Source organism: Xenorhabdus mauleonii (assembly GCF_900113945.1).
Lineage (GTDB): Bacteria > Pseudomonadota > Gammaproteobacteria > Enterobacterales > Enterobacteriaceae > Xenorhabdus > Xenorhabdus mauleonii.
In genome coordinates this window covers 60,933-83,445 of sequence record NZ_FORG01000011.1, presented here as the reverse complement: position 1 = coordinate 83,445, position 22,513 = coordinate 60,933, and the positions used below count along the sequence as shown (strand labels likewise).

12 protein-coding genes and 2 pseudogenes are annotated in these 22,513 nt (G+C 47.5%); 6 read left to right on the top strand and 8 right to left on the bottom strand.

From position 1 onward, the window contains the following. The first annotated feature begins 119 nt into the window (after nucleotides 1-119). The gene (locus BM100_RS12135) at nucleotides 120-497 is read left to right on the top strand and encodes a hypothetical protein (protein ID WP_092511287.1); all 378 of its coding nucleotides are present in this window, start codon (nucleotides 120-122) and stop codon (nucleotides 495-497) included. Between the two features lie 353 nt (nucleotides 498-850). On the opposite strand, the pseudogene BM100_RS12130 reads toward BM100_RS12135, so the two are convergent. Beyond that, nucleotides 851-1,810: pseudogene (locus tag BM100_RS12130) on the bottom strand (carbon-nitrogen hydrolase family protein). A gap of 355 nt (nucleotides 1,811-2,165) precedes the next feature. On the opposite strand from BM100_RS12130, the gene BM100_RS12125 reads away from it, so the two are divergent. After that, nucleotides 2,166-12,668, top strand: a complete 10,503-nt coding sequence (locus BM100_RS12125) for a non-ribosomal peptide synthetase (protein ID WP_092511285.1) — start codon at nucleotides 2,166-2,168, stop codon at nucleotides 12,666-12,668. Nucleotides 12,669-12,755: 87 nt separating this feature from the next. On the opposite strand, the gene BM100_RS23830 is transcribed toward BM100_RS12125, so the two are convergent. Next, nucleotides 12,756-12,983, bottom strand: a complete 228-nt coding sequence (locus BM100_RS23830) for a nitroreductase family protein (protein ID WP_274539948.1) — start codon at nucleotides 12,981-12,983, stop codon at nucleotides 12,756-12,758. Continuing rightward, nucleotides 12,893-13,441: a nitroreductase family protein gene (locus tag BM100_RS12120; protein ID WP_244590667.1), complete on the bottom strand. Its 549-nt coding sequence runs from the start codon at nucleotides 13,439-13,441 to the stop codon at nucleotides 12,893-12,895. The genes BM100_RS23830 and BM100_RS12120 overlap by 91 nt, the downstream gene beginning before the upstream one ends. A gap of 23 nt (nucleotides 13,442-13,464) precedes the next feature. Between BM100_RS12120 and BM100_RS12115 the strand changes: the two genes are divergently transcribed. Beyond that, a protein-coding gene (locus BM100_RS12115; protein ID WP_092511283.1) for an IS3 family transposase occupies nucleotides 13,465-14,633 on the top strand; the annotation gives its coding sequence in 2 pieces (ribosomal slippage) (nucleotides 13,465-13,714 and nucleotides 13,714-14,633; 1,170 coding nt in all). Between the two features lie 8 nt (nucleotides 14,634-14,641). Beyond that, nucleotides 14,642-14,944, top strand: a pseudogene (locus tag BM100_RS12110) (Tn3 family transposase); the annotation flags it as partial. On the opposite strand, the gene BM100_RS12105 reads toward BM100_RS12110, so the two are convergent. From BM100_RS12105 to BM100_RS12095, 3 genes are all read right to left on the bottom strand, one after another. After that, on the bottom strand, nucleotides 14,909-15,931 hold the full coding sequence (locus BM100_RS12105) for a hypothetical protein (protein WP_092511281.1): 1,023 nt from the start codon (nucleotides 15,929-15,931) through the stop codon (nucleotides 14,909-14,911). The pseudogene BM100_RS12110 and the gene BM100_RS12105 sit on opposite strands and share 36 nt — an antisense overlap. Before the next feature lie 301 nt (nucleotides 15,932-16,232). Continuing rightward, the gene (locus BM100_RS12100; protein ID WP_092511279.1) at nucleotides 16,233-16,562 is read right to left on the bottom strand and encodes a hypothetical protein; all 330 of its coding nucleotides are present in this window, start codon (nucleotides 16,560-16,562) and stop codon (nucleotides 16,233-16,235) included. A 57-nt stretch (nucleotides 16,563-16,619) separates the two neighbouring features. Then, the gene (locus BM100_RS12095; protein ID WP_092511277.1) at nucleotides 16,620-17,663 is read right to left on the bottom strand and encodes a tyrosine-type recombinase/integrase; all 1,044 of its coding nucleotides are present in this window, start codon (nucleotides 17,661-17,663) and stop codon (nucleotides 16,620-16,622) included. A 511-nt stretch (nucleotides 17,664-18,174) separates the two neighbouring features. Between BM100_RS12095 and BM100_RS22580 the strand changes: the two genes are divergently transcribed. Next, nucleotides 18,175-18,366: a hypothetical protein gene (locus tag BM100_RS22580; RefSeq protein WP_099139545.1), complete on the top strand. Its 192-nt coding sequence runs from the start codon at nucleotides 18,175-18,177 to the stop codon at nucleotides 18,364-18,366. A gap of 115 nt (nucleotides 18,367-18,481) precedes the next feature. After that, nucleotides 18,482-19,396, top strand: a complete 915-nt coding sequence (locus tag BM100_RS12090; protein ID WP_092511275.1) for a hypothetical protein — start codon at nucleotides 18,482-18,484, stop codon at nucleotides 19,394-19,396. 125 nt (nucleotides 19,397-19,521) lie between these two features. Here BM100_RS12090 and BM100_RS12085 read toward each other — a convergent pair whose 3' ends face one another. Together BM100_RS12085 and BM100_RS12080 are read right to left on the bottom strand one after the other, a co-directional pair. Next, nucleotides 19,522-21,036 carry a terminase gene (locus BM100_RS12085; protein WP_244590666.1) on the bottom strand — a complete coding sequence of 505 codons (1,515 nt, stop codon included), beginning with the start codon at nucleotides 21,034-21,036 and terminating at the stop codon, nucleotides 19,522-19,524. Then, nucleotides 21,036-22,256 carry a hypothetical protein gene (locus BM100_RS12080; protein ID WP_153044895.1) on the bottom strand — a complete coding sequence of 407 codons (1,221 nt, stop codon included), beginning with the start codon at nucleotides 22,254-22,256 and terminating at the stop codon, nucleotides 21,036-21,038. The genes BM100_RS12085 and BM100_RS12080 overlap by 1 nt, the downstream gene beginning before the upstream one ends. Nucleotides 22,257-22,513 lie beyond the last annotated feature (257 nt).

Sequence of the window (22,513 nt, the reverse complement as noted above, 5' to 3'; positions counted from 1 at the left end):
CTCACAAAGAGTTAAACGACAATAAATATTTATCTGATTACTCTGGATCATCTAATCCTGCATTTTGGCATGATGGATATTATAATGAAGCAATATATTCTCAGTTAAATGAATTTCCATTGGGTTATCCTTCGGCGATTTCATTAGAAGATGATGTGACTACTTTTTTGAAAGTACGAAATTTTTCTAAACGAATTCCTGTCAAAGATGGCAGTGTTTTATATTTTAAAACATGCCAAAAATCAATATCTGGAACCCCTCAATCTTCCATTGTTATTAGGCTATATGATGCTTTAAATAATCTAGTTGCGGTAGATTTTTTAGGTATTACATTGACTGATGAATGGAAAGATTATTACCGCAGTTACACTTTCAGTTTAGAGAATGTGACTTTCTGTGAAATAGCTATAACTCCAGGGAGTTATGATAATTCTCCATCAAAAATGGGTAAGATAGGTATTGCAGTATTGAACATATCAAGAACAATTATTGGTTAATTAACCTGAATTCTGGATAAATAAATTGAACTAAGTGCCTGTTCCAAGGTCGAAGTTTTCGACCAAGGAAAAACCGATCTAACAAGGAACAGGCATGAACAAATTAGTGAAACTTTTCTGTGATATCGACGATTTTTGTCAGGTTTTTATTCCTCAATAGGAAAGAATGCGTCTCCAAAAAGGCCTTCGCCAACGTAATAGCCGTATTAGTCCGTTAGTTTCTCTAGGTAATCACTCCAATGTGGGAAGCGCATTCCGCGTAAGTTTTCAGTTTTAATAATATTATGGCCAAAATTTTCTTCTCCAGACACCAATACAGTACCATAACGTGACAAATTTTTTCACCGTAAATATCATTCCGTCTCTTTGATTAGCATAGGTAAACGTCGGGTTTTATCCAAAAGTAAGCAAGTCACATCTGGCCTTGAATAATGCCCCGCAGGATCTGCAACCGATTTTGCCAATGTAATATCACTCAGATCAATATTCGCATATAACAGCCCTTCTTCATTGGGAGGCAGCGGCTTGGCAAGCTGTTTTCCTTCGGGGCCGTAAATACAGGCATAGCCTCCCCCTGTTTCAAGCAACGTTCTGTGCATTTCTGTTTGGCACATCATATCAATCATTTCTTGTGAAACCAGGCCACAGGCGCCAATAACAAAGCACTGGCCTTCTAATGCATACACATTACTGACAGCCGTATTCATTTCACCTGACAGAGCATGAACATGCCCTTTATATATAGAAAAGCTCGGCCAAGAACCAATATGAATTTGTTCATTTTGGGCAAACATCGCGTATTTGGATAGCGGTTGGAGATGCTCCCAACAATTTAAAGCGCCGACTTTCCCGAGAGATGTCTCTATAACATTTAAACTGCTGCCATCACCTTCGCCAAAAATCGTTCTTTCTACATGGGTGGGCTTCAGTTTTCTTCGTGTCAGTAATGTCTTGCCTGTCGGGTCAATAATAGATTGGGAAATATAAAGACTACTGTTGTTTTTTTCACTGAAACCCAGCACGACCATAATGTTATTGTCAGCGGCCGCTTGTTCAATTCTTTTATATTGCTCGCTATTGATAACCAATTAATTGTCATGATATTGCTTGAGGAATTGCATACCCCATAAAGGTGAATCCAGCCATATGAACCACGGATATCCCGGTATCCAAGTTTCAGGGAACGCAATTAATTTAGCGCCGTGATCGGCTGCTGACTCGATAAGTGAAATGGTCTTTTCGAGGGTAGCTTCCAGATCGAGAAAAATAGGGGCGGCTTGCACTGCAGCGACCCGAAATGTTGTTATCGACATAATATTTAGTTTCTCCGAAAATTTGACAATTATGGATAATTATCATCATCCATAAAGTGAAGACATCTAAATATTATAAAATACTCTTAACTCCCAAAAAAAAATCTCATAAAAGCTGCATTTTGATTTACAGCGTGATTTTATTCTTTACAACATCACTTCAGCCACATAACGTTATCTATGCTCACTGGGTTTAATGAGAGTTCTGCCTTTCACCAGAAACCAGCCTTTGGCTGGGGAAATTCATTCCGACGAATGTGTCTTTCCCTTGCTGTCGTGCTGCACCTTGAAATCCATTGGATATGCGTCTGACTTCTAGCTGACTGACTAATCTCTGAGATTTGGGAACTATAAAATGAATACACAGCATAACGACACATCAGATAATGTTCTAACTTTCGGTTGTGAACTCCCTCTAAGTTCTACTCAACAAGTTATTTGGTTTGATCAAATTACCCATCCTGATTCTTTCGATTATAACCTTAGTATAATAATTTGCTTTGAGGGAAAACTGGATGAAGCGTTATTTACTCGAGCACTTGAAAATGTGGTTTCTCGCTATGATGCATTGCGTTTACGACTGGTCAATACACACATAATACCCCGACAAACAGTTGTTAAAACTCTCCCGACATCCTTAATCCGGTATGATTTTTCACAAGTAGCTGATGCTGAAACCTGTGCTGAACAGCAGATCCGAGCTAATTTCATACGCCCCTTCCCTTTGTATGAAAAATTGTGGCGCTGCGGGTTATTTCGCGTCAGCAAGGAGCGTTGGTACTGGCAATTTTGCTGTCATCACTTAATCTCAGACGGTATAGGATTGAAGCTGATTATCACCACACTGTTAGAAAACTATAATCGTTTGGTCAACGGGGAAACATTACCCGACGATATAGCCCCTTCCTATCTTGATTTTATTGTTGAAGACAGCACCTATATTAGCTCTAAATTGTACACTCGAGATCTGGCATTTTGGAAAGAGCGTTATGAAACGTTGCCACCGGCTCTGCTCCCTCCTCCGAGTTCAGTGAGCTCCGATACTCACAAATTCGCCAAACCGGTTCTTTGGAAATTGAACGAAACACTTTCTCTACAGATCGAAAATACAGTAGCTGCTCATGGGCTATCTGTTCTCCATTTTATGTATGCCATTCTGGCTTGCTATTTTGCACGCACGACACTTTCACATACGACAGGTGCAAAAGAGATTGTTATTGGCATTCCCGTGCATAATCGAAAAAATGCAAAACAAAAGTGCACACTAGGTATGTTTTCGTCAGTTATCCCTATCAAAGTAGTCATTCATTCTGGGGACTCATTTCTTGATATCATGCATAAAGCTGCGGCTGAGTTACATCACTGTTATAAACATCAACGAGTTCCAATCACAGAGATTAATCAGCACACACAGATAAAACAGAAAACAGGACACTCTCAACTTTTCGATATCGCTCTGTCATTTGAGCCTTTTGATGTGAATGTCAATCTTAATAATACCGTCGCAACGTTAAAAGGAACGTATCGTGGCGTCACGTTCCCTCTTATGATAGCCATTCATCAATATCTATCCTCCTCATCCCAAATTGAAAAGGGAAATCAGCCTTTCACCCTTGAATTCCGCTATAACATGGATTATCTGTGCCATGAAGAAGTTGTTTCCCTCCAGTCCCGTTTGGCATTATTAATAGAATCAGCCGCCACATCTTTGGATGTATCTGTTGAACAAGCTCCTTTATTGACAGAAACGGAGCGGCAAAAATTATTAGTTGATTTCAATGCCACACAAGCCGATTTCCCCCAGGATGCGCTGATCCATGAACTGTTTGAGCAACAGGCCACCCGCACCCCAGATGCTATCGCCGTGGTATACGAAAAACAGGTTATTAGCTATGCTGAATTGAATCGCCGAGCTAATCGGCTGGCCCATCACCTGATAGAATTGGGAGTACAACCGGATGAGCGGGTTGCACTTTGTATGGAACGCAGTCCAGACATGATTATTGGATTGCTGGCTGTCCTCAAGGCTGGTGGCGCTTATGTTCCCCTTGATCCGACTTATCCTACAGACCGGCTGACATATATGCTGGAAGACGCTGCACCTGTAGCTCTGCTCACTCAGAATTCACTGGTTGAGAAGGTTGAGAAACTAGTCAGCTCCATCCCTGTCGTACTACTCGATAAGGCAACGTACCTTGCCATTCAGCCAGACATAAATCCGAATATCGCGGTTCTGGGATTGACATCACGCCATCTGGCCTATGTGATTTACACCTCTGGCTCTACCGGACAACCCAAGGGCGTGATGATCGAGCACCGGAGTGTACTGCGCCTGATTATCCATAATGGCTTTGCTGACATTGGCCCTGATGACTGTATAGCCCATTGCGCTAATATTTCATTTGATGCTGCTACGTGGGAAGTGTGGTCAGGTTTAGTGCATGGTGCCCGTATTTTGCTGATCCCAGAAAAAACCCTGCTGCATCCCGCTGAATTTGGTCAGTGCCTGTCATCGGAAAGCGTCAGCGCACTGTTTCTGACTACCGCCCTATTTAACCAATACGCAGGCTTGATTGCACCATCGTTATCAGGCCTGCGTTATGTCCTGTTCGGCGGGGAACAAGCTGATAACCGATCAGCCATTCGCCTCAGGGCGGAGCATGCACCAAAACATCTGTTGCATGTTTACGGGCCGACAGAAACCACCACATTCGCCACCGCTTATGACATGCCATTGCTGGAAGGAGAAGACAGAAAACTCCCCATCGGGAAACCCATCAACAATACCCGCATCTATATTCTGGATGGGCAAGGCCAACCCGTTCCCCCAGGCGCTGCCGGTGAAATCTATATTGGGGGCGATGGCGTTGCCCGTGGTTATTTGAATCGTCCTGAACTGACCGCCGAACGTTTCCTGGTCGATCCTTTCGTCTCAGAAACCGATGCCCGCATGTACAAAACCGGTGATCTCGCCCGCTGGCTGCCGGACGGCAATATCGAATATCTCAGCCGCAATGATTTTCAGGTCAAGCTGCGGGGTTTCCGCATTGAATTGGGGGAAATTGAAAATGCCCTGACCGCCCACCCACAAATCAAACAAGCAGTGGTGATGGCTCGTGAGCATAACGGCCATAAAACACTGGCCGCTTATTTGGTTACAGACGGCGCATTATCCGATGACTTATTCTCCAATCAAGCGTTGATCGCACATTTATCTGACCGCCTGCCGGATTATATGATCCCTGCCAATTTTACCCGCCTTGATTCCATTCCGCTGACCCTAAACGGTAAGCTGGATCGCCGAGCCCTGCCGGAGCCGACATGGGAAAACAAAAACAGTTATGTGGCACCCCGCAATGCACTGGAAACTCAGCTTTGTGCCATCTGGCAGGATGTTTTTGGGCTGGAACACGTTGGCATTGAAGATAACTTCTTCCGCATTGGCGGCAACTCCCTGCTGGCCATTAAACTGACGGCGGCTATCCGTCAACGTTTGGCAACGGATATCACATTGGCCCAATTGTTTGAGCAGAAAACCATTGCGGGCTTAGCAACGCTAATACAACAACCAGAGCAGCAATCCTGTATCGTCATTCCCCATCTGATGACAGAACATTATCCCTTGTCATTTGCCCAAGAGCGGATGTTGTTTATTGAGCAGTTTGAACAAGGCACCGACGCTTACCATATCCCGTATCTGGTTCAGTTGGATAACGATGCTTGCCTCCCTTTGTTAGAAGCCGCCATCAATCAATTGGCTGAACGCCATTCTGTGCTGAAGATGGTGTACCTCAATCGTGATGACGGGCAAATCCATCAACAAAAACTGGACACGCATCTGCCCATCCAATCAATGCCGCCTTGTGACGATGCAGACCGGCTTCTGGATACCGTGTGCGCGGAAATTGCAACGCCATTTGATCTGTCCACCGAGCCGAGCCTGCGCCTGCGTCATTATCGGGTCGATAATCAGCATTACTTGCTGATGTTGTGGCACCACATTGCCTTTGATGGCTGGTCGGTCGATATTTTTATGGATGAGCTGGCGCAGATTTACCGTGCCCTGTCAGAAGGCAGTGACAATCCATTGCCGCCGCTGGAGATTACGTATAGCGATTATGCCGCATGGCAGCGGGATTATTTGCACGGTGGCATTGGTGAACACCAACTTGCCTATTGGCAACAAACGCTGGCAGGCCATGAACCGCTGGCCTTGTCGACCGATCATTCCCGACCGGCTCAAGTGAATTATCAAGGCCGTGACGTAAACTTTACGCTGGAAGAAACATTATCCAACCAGTTACGGGCGTTGGCAAAAGCGCAGGAAACGACACTGTACACCGTATTGCTCAGTGCTTTTTATGTCACGCTGGCAAAACTGTCCGGACAAGAAGATATTGTGGTAGGTACACCCACGGACAACCGCCACCATGCCCAAACCCAGCCCCTGATTGGCATGTTTGTCAATTCGCTGATATTGAGGGCACAACTTCAGCAAACCGCCAGCGTGGAAACCCTGATTGGGCAGATCCACCAGTTAGTTGCGGAAGCTAAAACCCATCAGGATATCCCGTTTGAACAACTGGTTGAAGCATTGGGAATTGAACGTGACACCTCCCGTCACCCGATTTTTCAAGTTGTCTTCACCTTAGATAATTTCGATGAAAGCCAGCCGGATAAACTCCATTTGCCATTCCGTCCGGTTGCGTTGGCTGAACCTCTGTACAGCCCCGCTAAGTTTGATATGAGCCTGTTTCTGTCCGATGGGCAAACCCACATCACGGGTTGCCTGAATTATGCGGTCAGTCTGTTTAACGAATCCACCATCGTCAGGCTGGCGGGCATTTATCAACACGTGTTGGCGGCATTTGTGGCAGACCAGAAACAATCTCTGTCGGAACTTGACATTTTATCCGCACAAGAGCGCCATACGCTGCTTCACCGCTGGAATCAAACCGCTGCACCTTATCCGCAGGACAAGACCCTGCAACAACTGTTTGAAGTTCAGGTCGCCCAACGCCCCAATGCCATTGCCGTCATATTTGAAGACCAGCAAATCAGTTATGACGATCTCAATCGCCGTGCCAATCGGCTGGCGCATCATTTGATTGCGTTGGGTGTGCAACCGGATGATCTGGTTGCCATTTGCCTCGAACGAAGCCCGGAGATGGTGGTAGGAATACTCGCCATCCTCAAGGCGGGCGGGGCTTACGTGCCGCTCGATCCGACCTATCCGGTTGAACGACTGGCCTATATGCTTGAAGATTCCACACCTGTGGCTTTGTTAACTCAGACAACACACGCCAAAAAACTAAGCAGCGCCATTGCGTCAACAAAAATTCCCACTGTATTGCTTGATGATCAGGCCGCATTCCTAGAAACCCTGCCGGACACCAATCCAGATACGCAGGCATTGGGACTGACATCACGTCATCTGGCCAATGTCATTTACACCTCCGGCTCCACCGGGCAGCCCAAAGGCGTGATGGTGGAACACCGCAGCGTTTTACCCCTGATTATCAATAATGGTGCTGCCGACATGGGTACACACGATTGTGTTGCCCATTGCGCCAATATTGCGTTTGATGTATCAACGTGGGAAATCTGGTCAGCCCTGCTCAACGGGGGACGCCTGTACATCATTCCACAATCCACGTTGCTTGATCCTGTGCGTTTCCGCGCCGCCCTTATCCAAGGGCAAGTCACAGCGCTTTGGCTGACTGCTGGTCTGTTCAACGAATATCTCGATACCCTCCAACCGCTGTTCGGGCAATTGCGCTACCTGCTGGTCGGCGGTGATGTTCTCGATCCACAGAGAATCCGGCAAGTACTGTCAGCGGACACCAAACCAGCACATCTGATTAGTTGCTATGGCCCGACGGAAACCACCACATTCTCCACCACTTACTCGATTAAACCCCCGCTTGATGTGGCTCATTCCATTCCCATCGGCCGCCCGATTGCCAATACTCGGATTTATATTCTGGACGCGTATGGGCAACCGGTTCCCCTCGGTGTTGCGGGTGAAATTCATATTGCGGGGGCAGGCGTTACCCGTGGCTATCTGAAAAACCCTGAACTGACGGCTGAACGCTTCCTCACTGATCCCTTCTCGCCGGAACCGGATGCACGCATGTACAAGAGTGGCGATCTCGGTCGTTGGCTGCCGGACGGAAATATTGATTTTCTTGGCCGCAACGATTTTCAGGTCAAGATTCGGGGATTTCGCATTGAACTGGGAGAAATCGAGAGCCAACTAAGGCAATGCATCGGAGTACGCGAAGTCGTGGTTCTGGCCCGTGAAGACAAAAATACGGGGACAAAACAATGCCTGATTGCCTATGTTTTGCCCCAGCCCGGTGTTGAATTAAAACCCACTGAACTGTATCGGCAATTGTCGCAAAAGCTGGTGGAGTTTATGCTGCCCAAAGCCTTTGTCATTATGGATACCTTTCCCCTAACCCCCAATGGTAAACTTGACCGTCAGGCGCTGCCAATGCCGGACCAAGCTGCAGTAATCACCCGTGACTATGCAGCACCAGTGGGTGATGTTGAAACCGCACTGGCGGATATCTGGCAAGAGCTGTTAGGGTTGGAACAGATTGGCCGCTACGACAATTTCTTTGAGCTTGGTGGGCACTCCCTGATTGCCGTCAGTCTGATTGAACGGCTGCGTAGTCAAGGATATACGCTGGAGGTTCGCAGTATTTTTTCATTTCCGCAACTGACAGACATGGCACAAGCGGTGATGCAGGTTCGATCAGAGGATATGCCGGACAGCATCGTACCTCCTAACCTCATTCCCGTTGGCTGTACTGCCATTACCCCTGATTTTCTGCCACTGGTAACGCTGTCTCAGGCGGATATTGACACAATTGTCAATAACGTGGCTGGCGGAGCTGCTAATGTGCAGGATATCTACCCACTGGCTCCCTTGCAGGAGGGAATTCTGTTCCATCATCAGCTACAGGAAAACACAGATACCTACCTGTTAAGCAGCCTGTTGGCCTTTGACACTCAAGAATACCTTGATGATTTCTTGAATGCCCTGCAACAGGTGATAGACCGCCATGATATTCTGCGAACCGCTGTTTGTTGGCAGGGATTGAGCCAACCTGTCCAGGTAGTCTGGCGGCAGGCCCCACTGCCAATCATTCCGTTTGTCCCTGTGCCAGCAAAGAACATTACAGCGCAATTGCAGGCACATATGATCACACGGTTAAATATCAGTCAAGCGCCGCTGTTCTCCGCCTGTACTGCCCACGACCCAGAAAATCAGACATGGTTGCTGGCACTAAGTTTTCATCATCTGGTTTGCGATCATATGACACTGGAACTAATCATAGAGGAAATTCGCCTGTTACTGCAGGGGTTATCAGAAGCCCTGCCTCAACCGCTACCATATCGGAACTTTGTTGCCCAAACTTTAAACGTACCGGCTGCGGTACATGAAAATTATTTCCGTGAACGGCTTGCTGACATTAATGAACCCACCAGCCCCTTTGGCTTGCTCAATGTGCAGGGCAATAGCCAAGTAATTACCGAATCCCATTTGTTGCTCGATGAGTCACTCACACGAACTCTCCGTACGCAAGCCCGCCAACTGGGAGTTAGCCCGAGTGTGCTGTTCCATGTGGCCTGCGCACAGGTATTGGCCCACACCAGTGGTTGCGAGGAGGTCGTCTTTGGCACTGTATTATTAGGACGGTTACAGGGTTTAGTCGGTGCGGATCAAGTAATGGGTTTATTTATCAATACATTGCCGGTTCGGATATCCCTTAGCAATCAAGGGGTGCTGGTGGTGGTGCAGGCAACAGCCAGAGAGCTGGCAACCCTGCAGACACATGAACAGGCACCATTAGCGCTAGCCCAGCGTTGCAGTGGCATCATTCCTCCCATGCCTCTGTTCAGTGTGTTGTTCAATTACCGACACACCTCATCAGACTTTGCAGAACAACCTGTCTTGGAAGGTATGCGCCTGTTGGCGTCAGAGGAACGGACTAACTACCCACTGGCTCTTTCAGTGAATGATTTCGGCGACGGTTTTGGTCTGGTGGCTCAGGCTATGGCCGGAATTGACCCCGACCGAGTAGTAAATTACCTGCTTACAGCTCTCCAAAAACTAACTGAAGCATTGCAAGCCGAACCCCAACGACCTGTTCTTAGCCTGTCCATCTTGCCGGAGGCTGAGCGTCAGCAATTATTGGTGGATTTTAATGCCACCCAAACCGATTTTCCACAGGACTTCCTGATCCATGAACTGTTTGAGCAACAGGCCACCCGTACCCCAAATGTTATCGCGGTGATCTACGAAGAATCTTGCCTTAGTTATGATGCCCTGAACCGCCGCGCCAATCGTTTGGCCCATCATTTGATTGCACTAGGGGTGCGTCCTGATTCTCGGGTGGCAATCTGTGTCGAACGAAGCCCGGACATGGTGATTGGTTTACTCGGTATCCTCAAGGCTGGCGGAGCTTATGTCCCACTCGATCCGGCCTATCCGCCTGAGCGTCTGGCCTACATGCTTGAGGATTCCGAGCCAGTTGCGTTGTTAACTCAGGCAGCACTCAAGGGTAAGCTGAATACCACCATTGCCACCGTACTGCTTGAGAATGTACTTTATCCTCAAGGCGCGTTAACGGAGGCACAACCGGAACACAATCCGGTTAGCCAAATGCTGGGGCTAGCATCTCATCATCTGGCGTATATTATCTATACCTCAGGTTCAACCGGCCAGCCTAAAGGTGTGGCAATTGCCCACCGCAATACGGTTAACTTCCTCACGTGGGCACAACATACGTTCAGTCCGGAAGAATTTGCACATACCCTTTTTGCGACTTCACTGAACTTTGATTTGGCGGTGTTTGAATGCTTTGCGCCCCTGCTTGCTGGTGGCACAGTGCATCTTGTGCCTGATGTGTTGTCGTTACTGACTCAAGAACATATCGCCCAAAAACAAGGCGCACCTGAACCCTCCATCAGCCTGATCAACACAGTGCCCTCCGCCATGGTCCGGTTAATGGAATCCAACACCATTCCCGCAAGTATCCGGAGTGTCAACTTAGCCGGTGAAGCGCTGAAATCACATCTTGTCGAGCGGTTATTGACTCATACCTCCGTACATCATGTCTGCAATCTGTACGGGCCTTCTGAAACCACAACCTATTCGACTTGGACGCGAATGACGTCAGAAACCGGATTCGTCAACCATATCGGCCGACCGATCGCGAATACCCGAATTTATATTCTTGACCGTCATCATCAGCCTGTACCTCTGGGGGTTATTGGCGAAATCTATATTGCCGGTGCAGGAGTGGCCCGTGGTTATCTTAACCGCCCTGAACTGACGGCGGAGCGTTTTCTTGCTGATCCTTTTTCCCAAGACACCCATGCGCACATAACCAATGAGCGTATGTATAAAACAGGGGATCTCGGCCGCTGGCTGCCGGACGGCAATATCGAATACCTCGGCCGCAATGATTTTCAGGTTAAAATACGTGGTTTCCGCATTGAGCTGGGGGAAATCGAGACTCGGTTAATACACTGTGACGGGGTACGTGAGGCAGTGGTTTTGGCCCGTGAAGAGGATGAAACCAAGCAAAAACAGCTGGTTGCTTATCTCTTGCCACAAGTCGGGGCTAAACTGGTTCCGGCTGAATTGCGTCAGCAACTCTCAAGATACTTTGCCGAGTACATGTTGCCCAGTGCTTTTGTCATTCTTGATGCGTTCCCGCTGACCCTCAATGGCAAACTCAACCGTCAGGCACTCCCTGCCCCCGGTTTATCCGCCATGATAACCCGACATTATGAAGCGCCAGTCGGCCAAACCGAAACAACTTTGGCACAAATTTGGCAAGATTTACTGGGCGTAGAGCGCATTAGCCGCCATGATCATTTCTTTGAACTGGGTGGGCATTCACTTATCGCGATGCAGTTGTTGAACCACATCAGAAAACAAGGCATGGAGGTGTCATTAGCAACGTTATTCTCCCATCCGACATTATGTGATTTAGCTTTGGCGATTAGCAGCCACTCCATCAAACCCAGTTCACCTTTTACTGCCAATCCGGTGCCTTTAAGCCCTGCTGGTCATTTACCACCCCTATTCTTGATACATGAAATCATGGGTGATTTGCTGGTTTATTCTCAGCTAGTCACTTTATTGCCAGCAGAATTGCCTGTCTATGGGTTACAGGCCCTTGGCCTACACACAGTCAAGAACCCACCAACTTCTATTGAAGCACTTGCAGCTTACCATATCCATGCCATTCGTCGAATTCAGCCTCATGGTCCTTATTATCTGGCAGGTTGGTCCATAGGTGGAACTATCGCTTACGAAATAGCTCTGCAATTGAGTAGTGTCGGAGAGAAAATCGGGTATGTTGGCATGATCGATTCCTACAATTTCAGCGGGCATAAAAAAAACAGTCTTCAATTTGTCGATGATAGACAGAAAAACATCAGCACATTGATTCAATATCTGGCGGATAATAGAGAGAAGCTTACTGAAGACAATTTGGATGCGCTTTATGCTCTACACGGTTGTGAAGTGCTCCAATGGTTACCAAAAGAAATTCCCAAAGAAGATATTCTCTTTCGTCTACGTACTTTGGAAATCATCATACAGATTAGCCATAGGCATATATCTTCAGCTTCCTCTTTGCCCATCCATCTTTATACTTCAGCCGATTCAGTTTCCGGATTCGATTGCTGGCATGGATGGCATGATATTGTTGGAGAACACTCCGTGCTCCAACTTATTGGAGGAGATCATTACACTATCATGCAGTTACCTTGGCTCAACCAGTTGGTTAATTCCATGATCGGGCATTTGTTATTTGATAAGAAATTTCAATGAATTTCAAGATGCAGCCAGCCAGCTGGCTGGCTGCCATTGAATGAATTGTGATTTCAATTAGTTGTGATTTCAATTAGTTGTGAATGATTAATTGTGAATGGTTACACTTTCGTCAACAGAAATACGCCCCATGCGGACATGATGAGTCGGCGCCTTTGGGTCAGCATATCCAAACGAGATACCGAATAGCAGACGATACTGTTCTGATACACCGAGTATTGCTCTTACTGTGTCAGCATGAAAGCCAAGCAAAGTTTGGGGTATACCAGCGTAACCTCTGGCGACAAGTGATAAAAGAAATGTCTGCCCATACATGCTGCAACGCGAATGTTATCACCAAATGAAGGCATGAAAAGAAAAGCGACATGAGGTGCGCCAAAAAATTTAAAGTTGCGTAAATAGACTTCATCCCGTTTGGCTTTGTCTTCACGCGCTACACCGAGGGTTTCATAATAAATCTGGGCCTGCTCTTGGCTGCGGTCAAAATAATCCCCATAAAAATCCGCATAATCAAAAGTAAAATCAGGTGTAACAAGCCCTTCTGAACTATTTTGGGTCATAGTCTTCTCAAGTGCATCTTTTGTTTTGCCTGATGCAATATGCACATGCCACGGCTGGGTGTTGCAGTTAGATGGAGAACGCTGTGCATCTGCTAAAATCTGACGTATTTGTTCATCTGTGAGAGGATCCGGTAAAAACGCACGAGGAGAAAAACGGCTATGAATGTAGTGGTTTAATAAATTTGGCCACCTGAACAGAGGTGATATGCTCACCTCAGAACAACACAGGTGCCTTAATGAAAAAACGAAATTTCAGTGCAGAATTCAAACGTGAATCCGCTCAGTTGGTTGTGGATCAAAACTATGCTGTTGCGGATGCTGCGAAAGCCATGAATGTCGGGCTTTCCACTATGACCCGGTGGGTAAAGCAGCTGCGGGATGAACGGGCAGGCAAAACACCGAAAGCCTCCCCCATCACCCCGGAGCAAATTGAGATACGTGAACTAAAGAAGAAACTTCAACATATTGAAATGGAAAACGAAATATTAAAAAAGGCTACCGCGCTCTTGATGTCAGACTCCCTGAACAGTTCTCGATAATCGGGAAACTCAGAGCGCATTATCCTGTGGCTACACTCTGTCACGTGTTCGGGGTTCATCGCAGCAGCTACAACTACCGGAAAAACAGTCCTGAAAAGCCAGACGGCAGGCGGGTCGTATTACGCAGTCAGGTTCAGGAACTACACAGCATCAGTCATGGCTCCGCAGGCGCAAGGAGTATCGCCATAATGGCAACGCTCAGGGGCTTCCGGATGGGACGATGGCTTGCCGGCCGGCTCATGAAAGAGTCGGGGCTGGTGAGTTGTCAGCAACCTGTTCACCGGTATAAACGTGGAGGCCATGAACATATCACTATCCCGAATCATCTTGAGCGGCAGTTCGCAGTGACAGAGCCCAATCAGGTGTGGTGCGGCGACGTAACGTATATCTGGACAGGTAAGCGCTGGGCATACCTCGCCGTTGTACTCGACCTGTTCGCGAGGAAACCAGTGGGCTGGGCCATGTCGTTTGCTCCGGACAGCAGATTGACCATCAAAGCACTGGACATGGCATGGGAAGCCCGCGGCAAACCAGCCGGAGTGATGTTCCACAGCGATCAGGGTAGCCACTATACAAGCAGGCAATTCCGCCAGTTACTGTGGAGATACCGGATTAGGCAAAGTATGAGTCGGCGCGGAAACTGCTGGGATAATAGCCCAATGGAGCGCTTCTTCAGGAGCCTGAAAAACGAGTGGGTACCCGCGACTGGCTACATAAGTTTCAGCGAGGCTGTTCATGCAATAACAGACTACATCGTCGGGTATTACAGCTTACTCAGGCCGCACGAATATAACGGAGGATTACCCCCAAACGAATCGGAAAATCGGTATTGGAAAAACTCTAAAACGGTGGCCAGTTTTAGTTGACCACTACACACCGGCTGGGTGAAATCAGAGATAGAGGGCTGGAGAATCAGAGCTATCGTGCCAGCGGTTTGACGTTGCTGACTGCGGCGATCTCACTGTGGAATACGGTATATATAGAAAGAGCCATAGATTCCCTGAGACGAAAAAGGATCCAGATTAATGGGCAACTGATTTCTCACCTGTCACCGCTGGGATGGGAACATATCAACCTGAGCGGGGATTACGTCTGGCGAACCAATCTTAAACTGGGATTAGGGAAATACCGTTCGTTACGCTCAGTAGATAGTGATTTTAACGTTTTCGTAAAATGACATCGGGGTTTGAGACGAGGCTGCTGTTATCGGCGATATCTCAAGTATAAAAAGCGCGGTAATTCTGAGTCTGTCTGCCCATGAGCCATCGTAAGCGTTCTTCCCAATGGTAAATGAGTCCACTTTCTCATAACCATCTGGGAAGACTTGCGGAGATTTATCGCTGTCTTTCCAGACAAAAATGTTGGTAGAATATCCGGTTTTGTGCAATTTTCTTGCCATCCATCTCGTCGATCGATCTGGGCTAAGTTTGCTACTACCCAATGAGCTACGGCAATATCGTTCAATCGCCTTCTGCTTCGGGTTGTAGAGTTTTATGGAAAAGTTAACCTGGCGATAAAATTCATTAAAATTGGAAGGATACTCCGCCGGATCCATAATATCCGAGAGTCGACCGTCTGCGGTAATGTTCACGTAGGATATCCGAAGATCTTCGTACGTATAGTTATAGGGCAGCTTTGCGGAAATTGTAGCTGATATAGGGGGGTTTTGTGGGGGCTTGTAAGGGCTTGTCGCGTTCGCTGGCACTATTTTGGGAATCAGGCTAAAACTGTTAGCCGTTAATCCCCCCACATAGAACGTTACGATGTTTATGTTAGGATCACTAACATTCGGATCATTATTTGTTCCCACCGTTTTTACAAACTCATTGGGCGTGGCAGTGTAAAACCATCCTTCAGCGCCGTAGGAGGGTGGCGCGGTTGTGGTGTCATACGGAGTCTCGTACCACTGCAAATTGTCACCGGTGCTCGCATCCGCCAACCAGACGCACTCTTGCGCGACGGCAGGATCCAACTTAGGAAGTGTTTTGCCACTGGCATCTTGCGCAAGGAATGAAACAATAATCCTTATCATATTGAGCCCGTTGGCTTGAATAGACACGGGAACGTCGTCTGAACTCGGTGAAATTCCAACAAAGGCGCAATTCGCCCATTCGCCCTGCTGCAAGTTGCCATGAACTTCAGTGTTGGTTTTGTGTTTCCGCATAATCCCTCCTATAAATGCCTGTGGGGCGACGTTATTGTATAAGTCACGGTGGCTGCGCGCTGGGCGGACGTTCACATACAACGTCGGGATGAATAGCTCTATTTCCAAATTGAGAATTCATTTTATACACAAATTTATACGGAAATATTTCTAACAATTTTTGTTATGGATTAAAAGCTTTGAAAATCTACCACCAAGCCGCACCGCGTAGCCCTATTGAGGTTTGAGTCCGGAATTCGCTCTGTCGGGTTGAGGTACACTCAAGCAGCACTGTCAATTATGCTGCTTATACTCCATCAACCTATGATGGAACTTTTTGCTGAATTGGGCGCAATACCCCTTTATCGCTCCGACGAAGGTTCAAACGATCAAAGTGATAACTTTGTTTACCTTCAGGAAAATATCTATCAGAAAAATAAGTAATATGATCATCAATCCAACCACTATTAATGATTTCTGGATCTATTTCTTGGGCTTTGTCAGCTATTTGTCCGGCAGATGCATTTGTGTCTAAAACATTAGCTTCGAACAAAGTCCACAATAGCGTGAATTCATGCATAGCTTCCAGCTCTTTGGGAGAGAGTTTGGATATACCTGGCGCTATTGTTTCTAAATTATTTAATTTAGTCATGGGGTTTCCTTTTCGCCTTCTAGAAAGGCACTTATTATAAGTTATAACGCCACTTGATTAAGACTTTCCTTCTACCAACTCAATCATCACACTCTTTTTCGCCTCAATATTGCGGATATAGCCCAACACGGTTTCGGGTTTTTTCCAGGCGCCTTCATGCATGATCTGGGCGAGGCTGTAGCCCGATTCGGTCATGTCCTGCGCCGCGCCGACCCGCGCACTGTGGCCGGTCCAGGTGGCATAGCGGCCTTTGTTTCTGGCCGCTTTTTTATCACCGTGGACGACCGACCACGCGGCCGAAAAAACCTGAGACAGGTTAAATTCGTCCATCGGTTTTTCGGTGGCCACAATGGCTTGGTTAGAACGATGTACCCGGCAAAAAATATACGCGTCGGGATGTTCAATCAGCCCTGACACCTGCAGCCAGTGTCGCAGGCTGGCGGAGGCGCGGGGGCTGAGCGCCTTAATGCTGCCTTGCCCGTCCACTTGGGTTTTGGTGTAGCCGATGTGCAGCATGACACTGCCATCCGGGTTAAACGTCACGTCCCCGACTTTCAGGCGCGCCAGGTTGGAAATGCGCAATAACGTATTGTAGGCCACAAACAGGAACGCCAAGTTTCGGCGCTCTTTCAGGCTGGCTGAGTCTTGCCACGCGGTATCTACCTGGTTCAGGTCGGCAATGCGAAAGGGGATCGCCTGACCGGCTTTTTCCCCGTGAACAATCGCCACCCGATGAATTTTTTTCAATATCCGTTTCACCTTTTGGCTGTCCCCCGCGGGGATCAATCCCGCCTGCCGGTGTAACAGATTCAGCATGGCGGCATAGTTACTGATCGTGGCCGGTGCCAGCCCGTTTTCGTGCAGTTCCCACAGGTAATCCCGCAAATAATCCGCATCCACCGGCAGATAAGGACGGCCTTTGCCAATACACCACTGGCACCACAACCGGCTGGCTTTCATCAATTGCTGCCAGGTGTTGTCCGCAAAGGCTTCCTTGTCTTTCATAAAGGCATGGAGGTTGCGTAGTACATCCTCATTCAGCTCCGGATTATCCGGAATGAATACCACCTCCTGGTCAATCAACGATAAGCCACCTGCCATAAAAACCCCTTTCCATTTTTGGTTGCGCTACGTGAAAAGTGGCGCATTACTCCCCACAAAGTGGTTCAGATTTCACGTAGACGCATCATTTATTAGTAGTAAAAATCACCCGAAATAAGGTGCCGTTGTCATACCGCCAAAGCCCCCTACTCAATATTTCGATTTCTAACATGGGATAAGTCCCATTATCCTATGTTAGACCCTTTTTAACAGCTTAGCATAAGAAACATGTAAAAACAGACAGAATCGTATATGCAGCGCGGAAATTTAATTACAAAAAGATATAATGATAATGACACTTATTTACATGGGTATAGTTGCTTATGGGTATTTTCTGGCAGGGGAAAGATGTGAGCGCAAATTTGCTTATCAGGATGATTCATTCCAAACGTGAATGTTTAAACGTATATAATCAGAATACGTTATCTTAAACGTCGCAAATTGACGGCTTTACTTATTTTTTATCCTTATGTTTCACAGGGTATATTTACCACAGGGAATTATTTCAATAATGAATATTAAGCACTACACAACAACACACATTATAAACATGGCTACAGCGTTACACCTTGATCCCCATGACTGCGCATTGCCTCACATGATAGCCCGGCATCTGTACACGCTGGGTTGCGCCATCGATGATGACGGTTCCCCCTGTGATTACCCGACCATTTTAAACCAGATGCTGGAAAGTTTGACTTAAAACGCGGATCTGCCACTTTTAACCGGTTAATTCGAACTAATTTTTTATTACTTTTACCAAACCTGATAAAGTTATAAATTAACATGTTCAAGATATAACCCGTTAGGAGTCGTTAATGGATGCTTTCAATGACAGCATTTTTGAAGAAAAGTATAAAGACTTTCTGAAAGTCCGTAGTGAATGGTTAAAGCTCGTATTCAAACACGCTGTTTATACCGATCTCAATACGCAGGGCGAGGCTTGCCGCCCTGTGGCGCTATTGACAAATAATACCGAGCTGGCGCGGGCGGAATCCCTGCTGCTGGCATGGAACCAGTTTGCAGCGTTCGCAGAACACAAGCGCAGTGCCGGCCTGTCGTCGATTTCGACACAACTTTATTTGCCAGCACCGATCATACTGAGCAATGTAAACAACTTTACGATTGGGTCGTTCGAATCCACCACCACCCTCAATTTTGTCCGGGAAGAAATACTCAGAAAAATAGATAAAAAACTGAACCAGTTATACAAAGCAAAAAACAAAGACCATTTTACCATCACCGATCTGGAACAGGACAAAATCCTGATTGGCCGCTATCCCGAAGGGACACGCTTTCGCCGCCGCACAACGGGTTACAAGGACGTAATAATCGATGCGTATAATGCCGTCAATGAGGAGCGTCATCGCGTCGGGATGCATGGTGTTCTCGTTGATGGCCGCAGTTTAACGCAGCCTGACGCTTACGACATCAACTCAGGGGATAAATACACCGCCTATAACAGCTGCTATGACATGATATCGCCGGTACGGTGTTCACTGTTTGCCGGCGCGAGTCTGTATCTCATTGATGACATCGACAGTGCCAAATCAGCGCGCAACCGCGTTTCCCAGAAAAAAGCCCGTGAAAACCAAAAGCAAGATTCAGCCCGTCGCCGGGATAAAGATTGGTTGGCTCAACACCAGCGTCTACGGGAAGAAAAACGCCTCAATAAAATTGCCGAGGAAAAACAGAAAGCACAACACTATGCCCAGCAACAAAAACTGTATTAACACGTTGTCCATCGGCATTGAAGAAACCGTATCCCTGTATCAGAATCAAATACATTATTGAATAACATGAGATATCCTTCCGTCAGTTCAGGAAGCTGACGAGGGGTGCACAACGGTATGTGTTGTCAGCTTTCATCGTCATAGTCATCAAGGTATTTCATCGCTGCAGAACGGGTTGACGTGTCTTCAACGCCGACCTCGTCATAAGCGGGGACAAAGTCACACAGCATCCCAAAACAATACGTATCCCACCTATCCGGAGAGCGAATATTGAGTTTCGCTCTCATCATTTCTTTTTTCATGATAACCCAGCGCCCGCTTTCATCAATCCTGACCGGTATTTTTGAGGCCTGCTCAGCGGTTTTGCTACTGTTGTCCAGCCGCATTCTTCCGCTGCGAATGGCACGCTGCGCCGCCACATTGGCATAGGCACGCTGATTGAGGTACCGGTTACGATCATATTTGCTGAACATCGGTTTCCCCCACCGGATACGCTGCACATCACGCCCCCGCCGCTCCAATATGCTGGCCGTATCCGAGCCAACCCCGTCACTGTCAACGACCAAACTGATATTGGCGTAAATGGCAGGATCACATTCCAGATGAATAAACTCCCCAAACTCCACCGGATCACAGGCGCCGTCCATTTCTATCATTTTGTAATTCACCAACCGGCGCTTATCGCCTCGCGTACCGGAGACTTTGCACAGGTTAATGATGGACTTATCCCGCCCGTTCCCCACGTCACACAACGCCACCCAGCCCCAACCCTTTTCAAGATAGACTTTGCGTCTGGCCGCCCTGTCACACTCATCACGCCCTAACAGGTACCCCGTCACCGATTTAGGAAACTGCCCCAAGACCTTAATCTGGTATTCGATGCTGTCACGACCGCCGTATTCCGCCAACTTCATTTTAATGAATTCCGGTTCTACCAGGGGAGACTCTTCAGAATTCAGCGTGATCGCCACGTACAGGCCATTGGGGTTATCAGGGTGCTTGGCGAGGCCATGGTGAGTATCGTAAAAATACCCGCTGGGACGGGTGGGCTGGGAAAGTAACAGGATACGGTTATCTTTCTGCGTTAAGGCGCCGGTGATGATGCCAAAGGCTTTATCGGATACCCCCGATGCTTCATCCACAATGTAAAACAGGTATTCCGCGTGCTCGCCGGCCAACGCTTCTTCGTTACCTAACCGAAAGCCTTTGGGAATGACTGTCCAAACACCTTTGCCGCCGACGGCATAAAATGATGTATCCGTTATGACAAAGTAATTTTGCAGCCACGGAAAACGCCGGACACATTCATGCCAGTTCACCTTCAGGTATTTGAAAATCCCCGTCATGACCTGCTGAATTTTGTTGGCAATGATGATCACGCGGGCATTGGGATGGAACAGGATAAAACACAGGATCATAATACTGGTCATATCCGACTTTCCCGTACCATGACCCGAAGTGACGCTGGTCTTGCTGCCGCATTCCTGTACGGATGTCAAAATGAGATCCTGCTGCCAGGTCGGGGTTTTACCGAACAGCTGTACGGCGGCCAATCCCCAATCGTACCGGTATTGGATAACCATGTCTCGCCAGCGGGGATCGCGGACTACACTGCGGGATTTTTTTTGTTTGACGGCCACTAACTGTTGTCCTCATCCACATAAACATCTTCCGTGGCCTCATAGTCATAATCCGGCTCATCATCCAACGCCTCCAGCAATTCACCTTCCCGTCCCTCGCCGTAGTGATTTTTATCGCCGTACCCCCCCCGATCCACAATGTCACTCACTTGCCGGCGCTTTGTTGCAATATAGGCATCACGGCCAGCCTGTTTATCCCGATATGCCCTGGCCTCTCTGTCCAGTTCGTCCTGGTCTATCACTCCATTATCCACGTCCTCGTTCTGTCCCTGTTTCATCTCGTGGCGCAATGTCTCTAATAAAACGGGGGGCACCTTACCGCCTTGGGATTCAATGTAGATCGCTGTTTGCATGGCACCCCATTCATGCGCTTGTTGGTGTTGGTAGGCAGTGGCAATCGCCGTCGTTTCACCCATCTTAGCCGCATGTTTTTCCTCATCACGACGAGTTTTCAATAACCCTTGTTTCATGGCTGCCATAGTGCGCATGAAATCAGTCATGGCATACGAACAATCGTTCAACATCTTCAATTGCTTAAAGGCCGGATGCAGGGCGCCTTCTTCGGCGCTCATGGCAAACTCCGCCTCCTGTTTTTCCAGCTCTTCAATGGAGCGGTCACGCACCCGCTCAACCAGTTCGAAATGCGCCAATGCCCGCCGCATTAAATCCACTTCCAGAACGTCCAAATACCCGGCGTCCATCAAGGTATCCGCTTTGTTTAGATCGATGCTTCGGGGAGTCGCATACCGGCCATGTTTCATGGCAATTTCATTGCCCACTGCCAAGCGACGGCCTTTCCCCCGCGGTAATTTTTGATGCATCATGATCACGTCAGGCGACGTGATCATTTTCGCGTTCCCACTTTTGGCGTTTTTTACCTGTGGGTTTCGCTTGCTGGTGTTTGTCCCCCTCTTGTTTTCCCGCAGGATGTCAGTGTGGGTGCGGATTTTAGCCACGTTCTCTTTTTCTTGCCTGGCTTTTTTTGGGGAGGAATGTTGATCATGCTTTGCTGTATGATCATTCACATGATCATCGGCCGGAGCGGAATTGGCCGAACGCAGATAGCGGCGGGCAGTGTTGGGATTGAGGTTGTACTGTTCGGCATACTCACGGATGCTGATTCCAGTTTCAGCGCGTAGCCTATTGAAATTAGATGCGTGTTCCTGCCAGTTCATCCCTATCGACTCAAGTAACCCCTCAATGAGCTTGATGATACACAAGCATTAATATGTTCCATTAATGTAATATTTCAGCATAATCCAACCTTTATACTGAGTAACTAGATCAACTTGAAACCATCTCTTAAATATAAAAACAACGGGTGACGAAAGAAAAAAGTGAAATTTCCCCGCAACTTTATTCATTTATATCATTATGATTTAATAGGATTTTTAAGAAAAATTTCAAAGTGAAATTCCCAGTAAATCATCTGATTTTCACCTGTTTTTTCTTCGATTTTACCGCAGGAATGATCGAG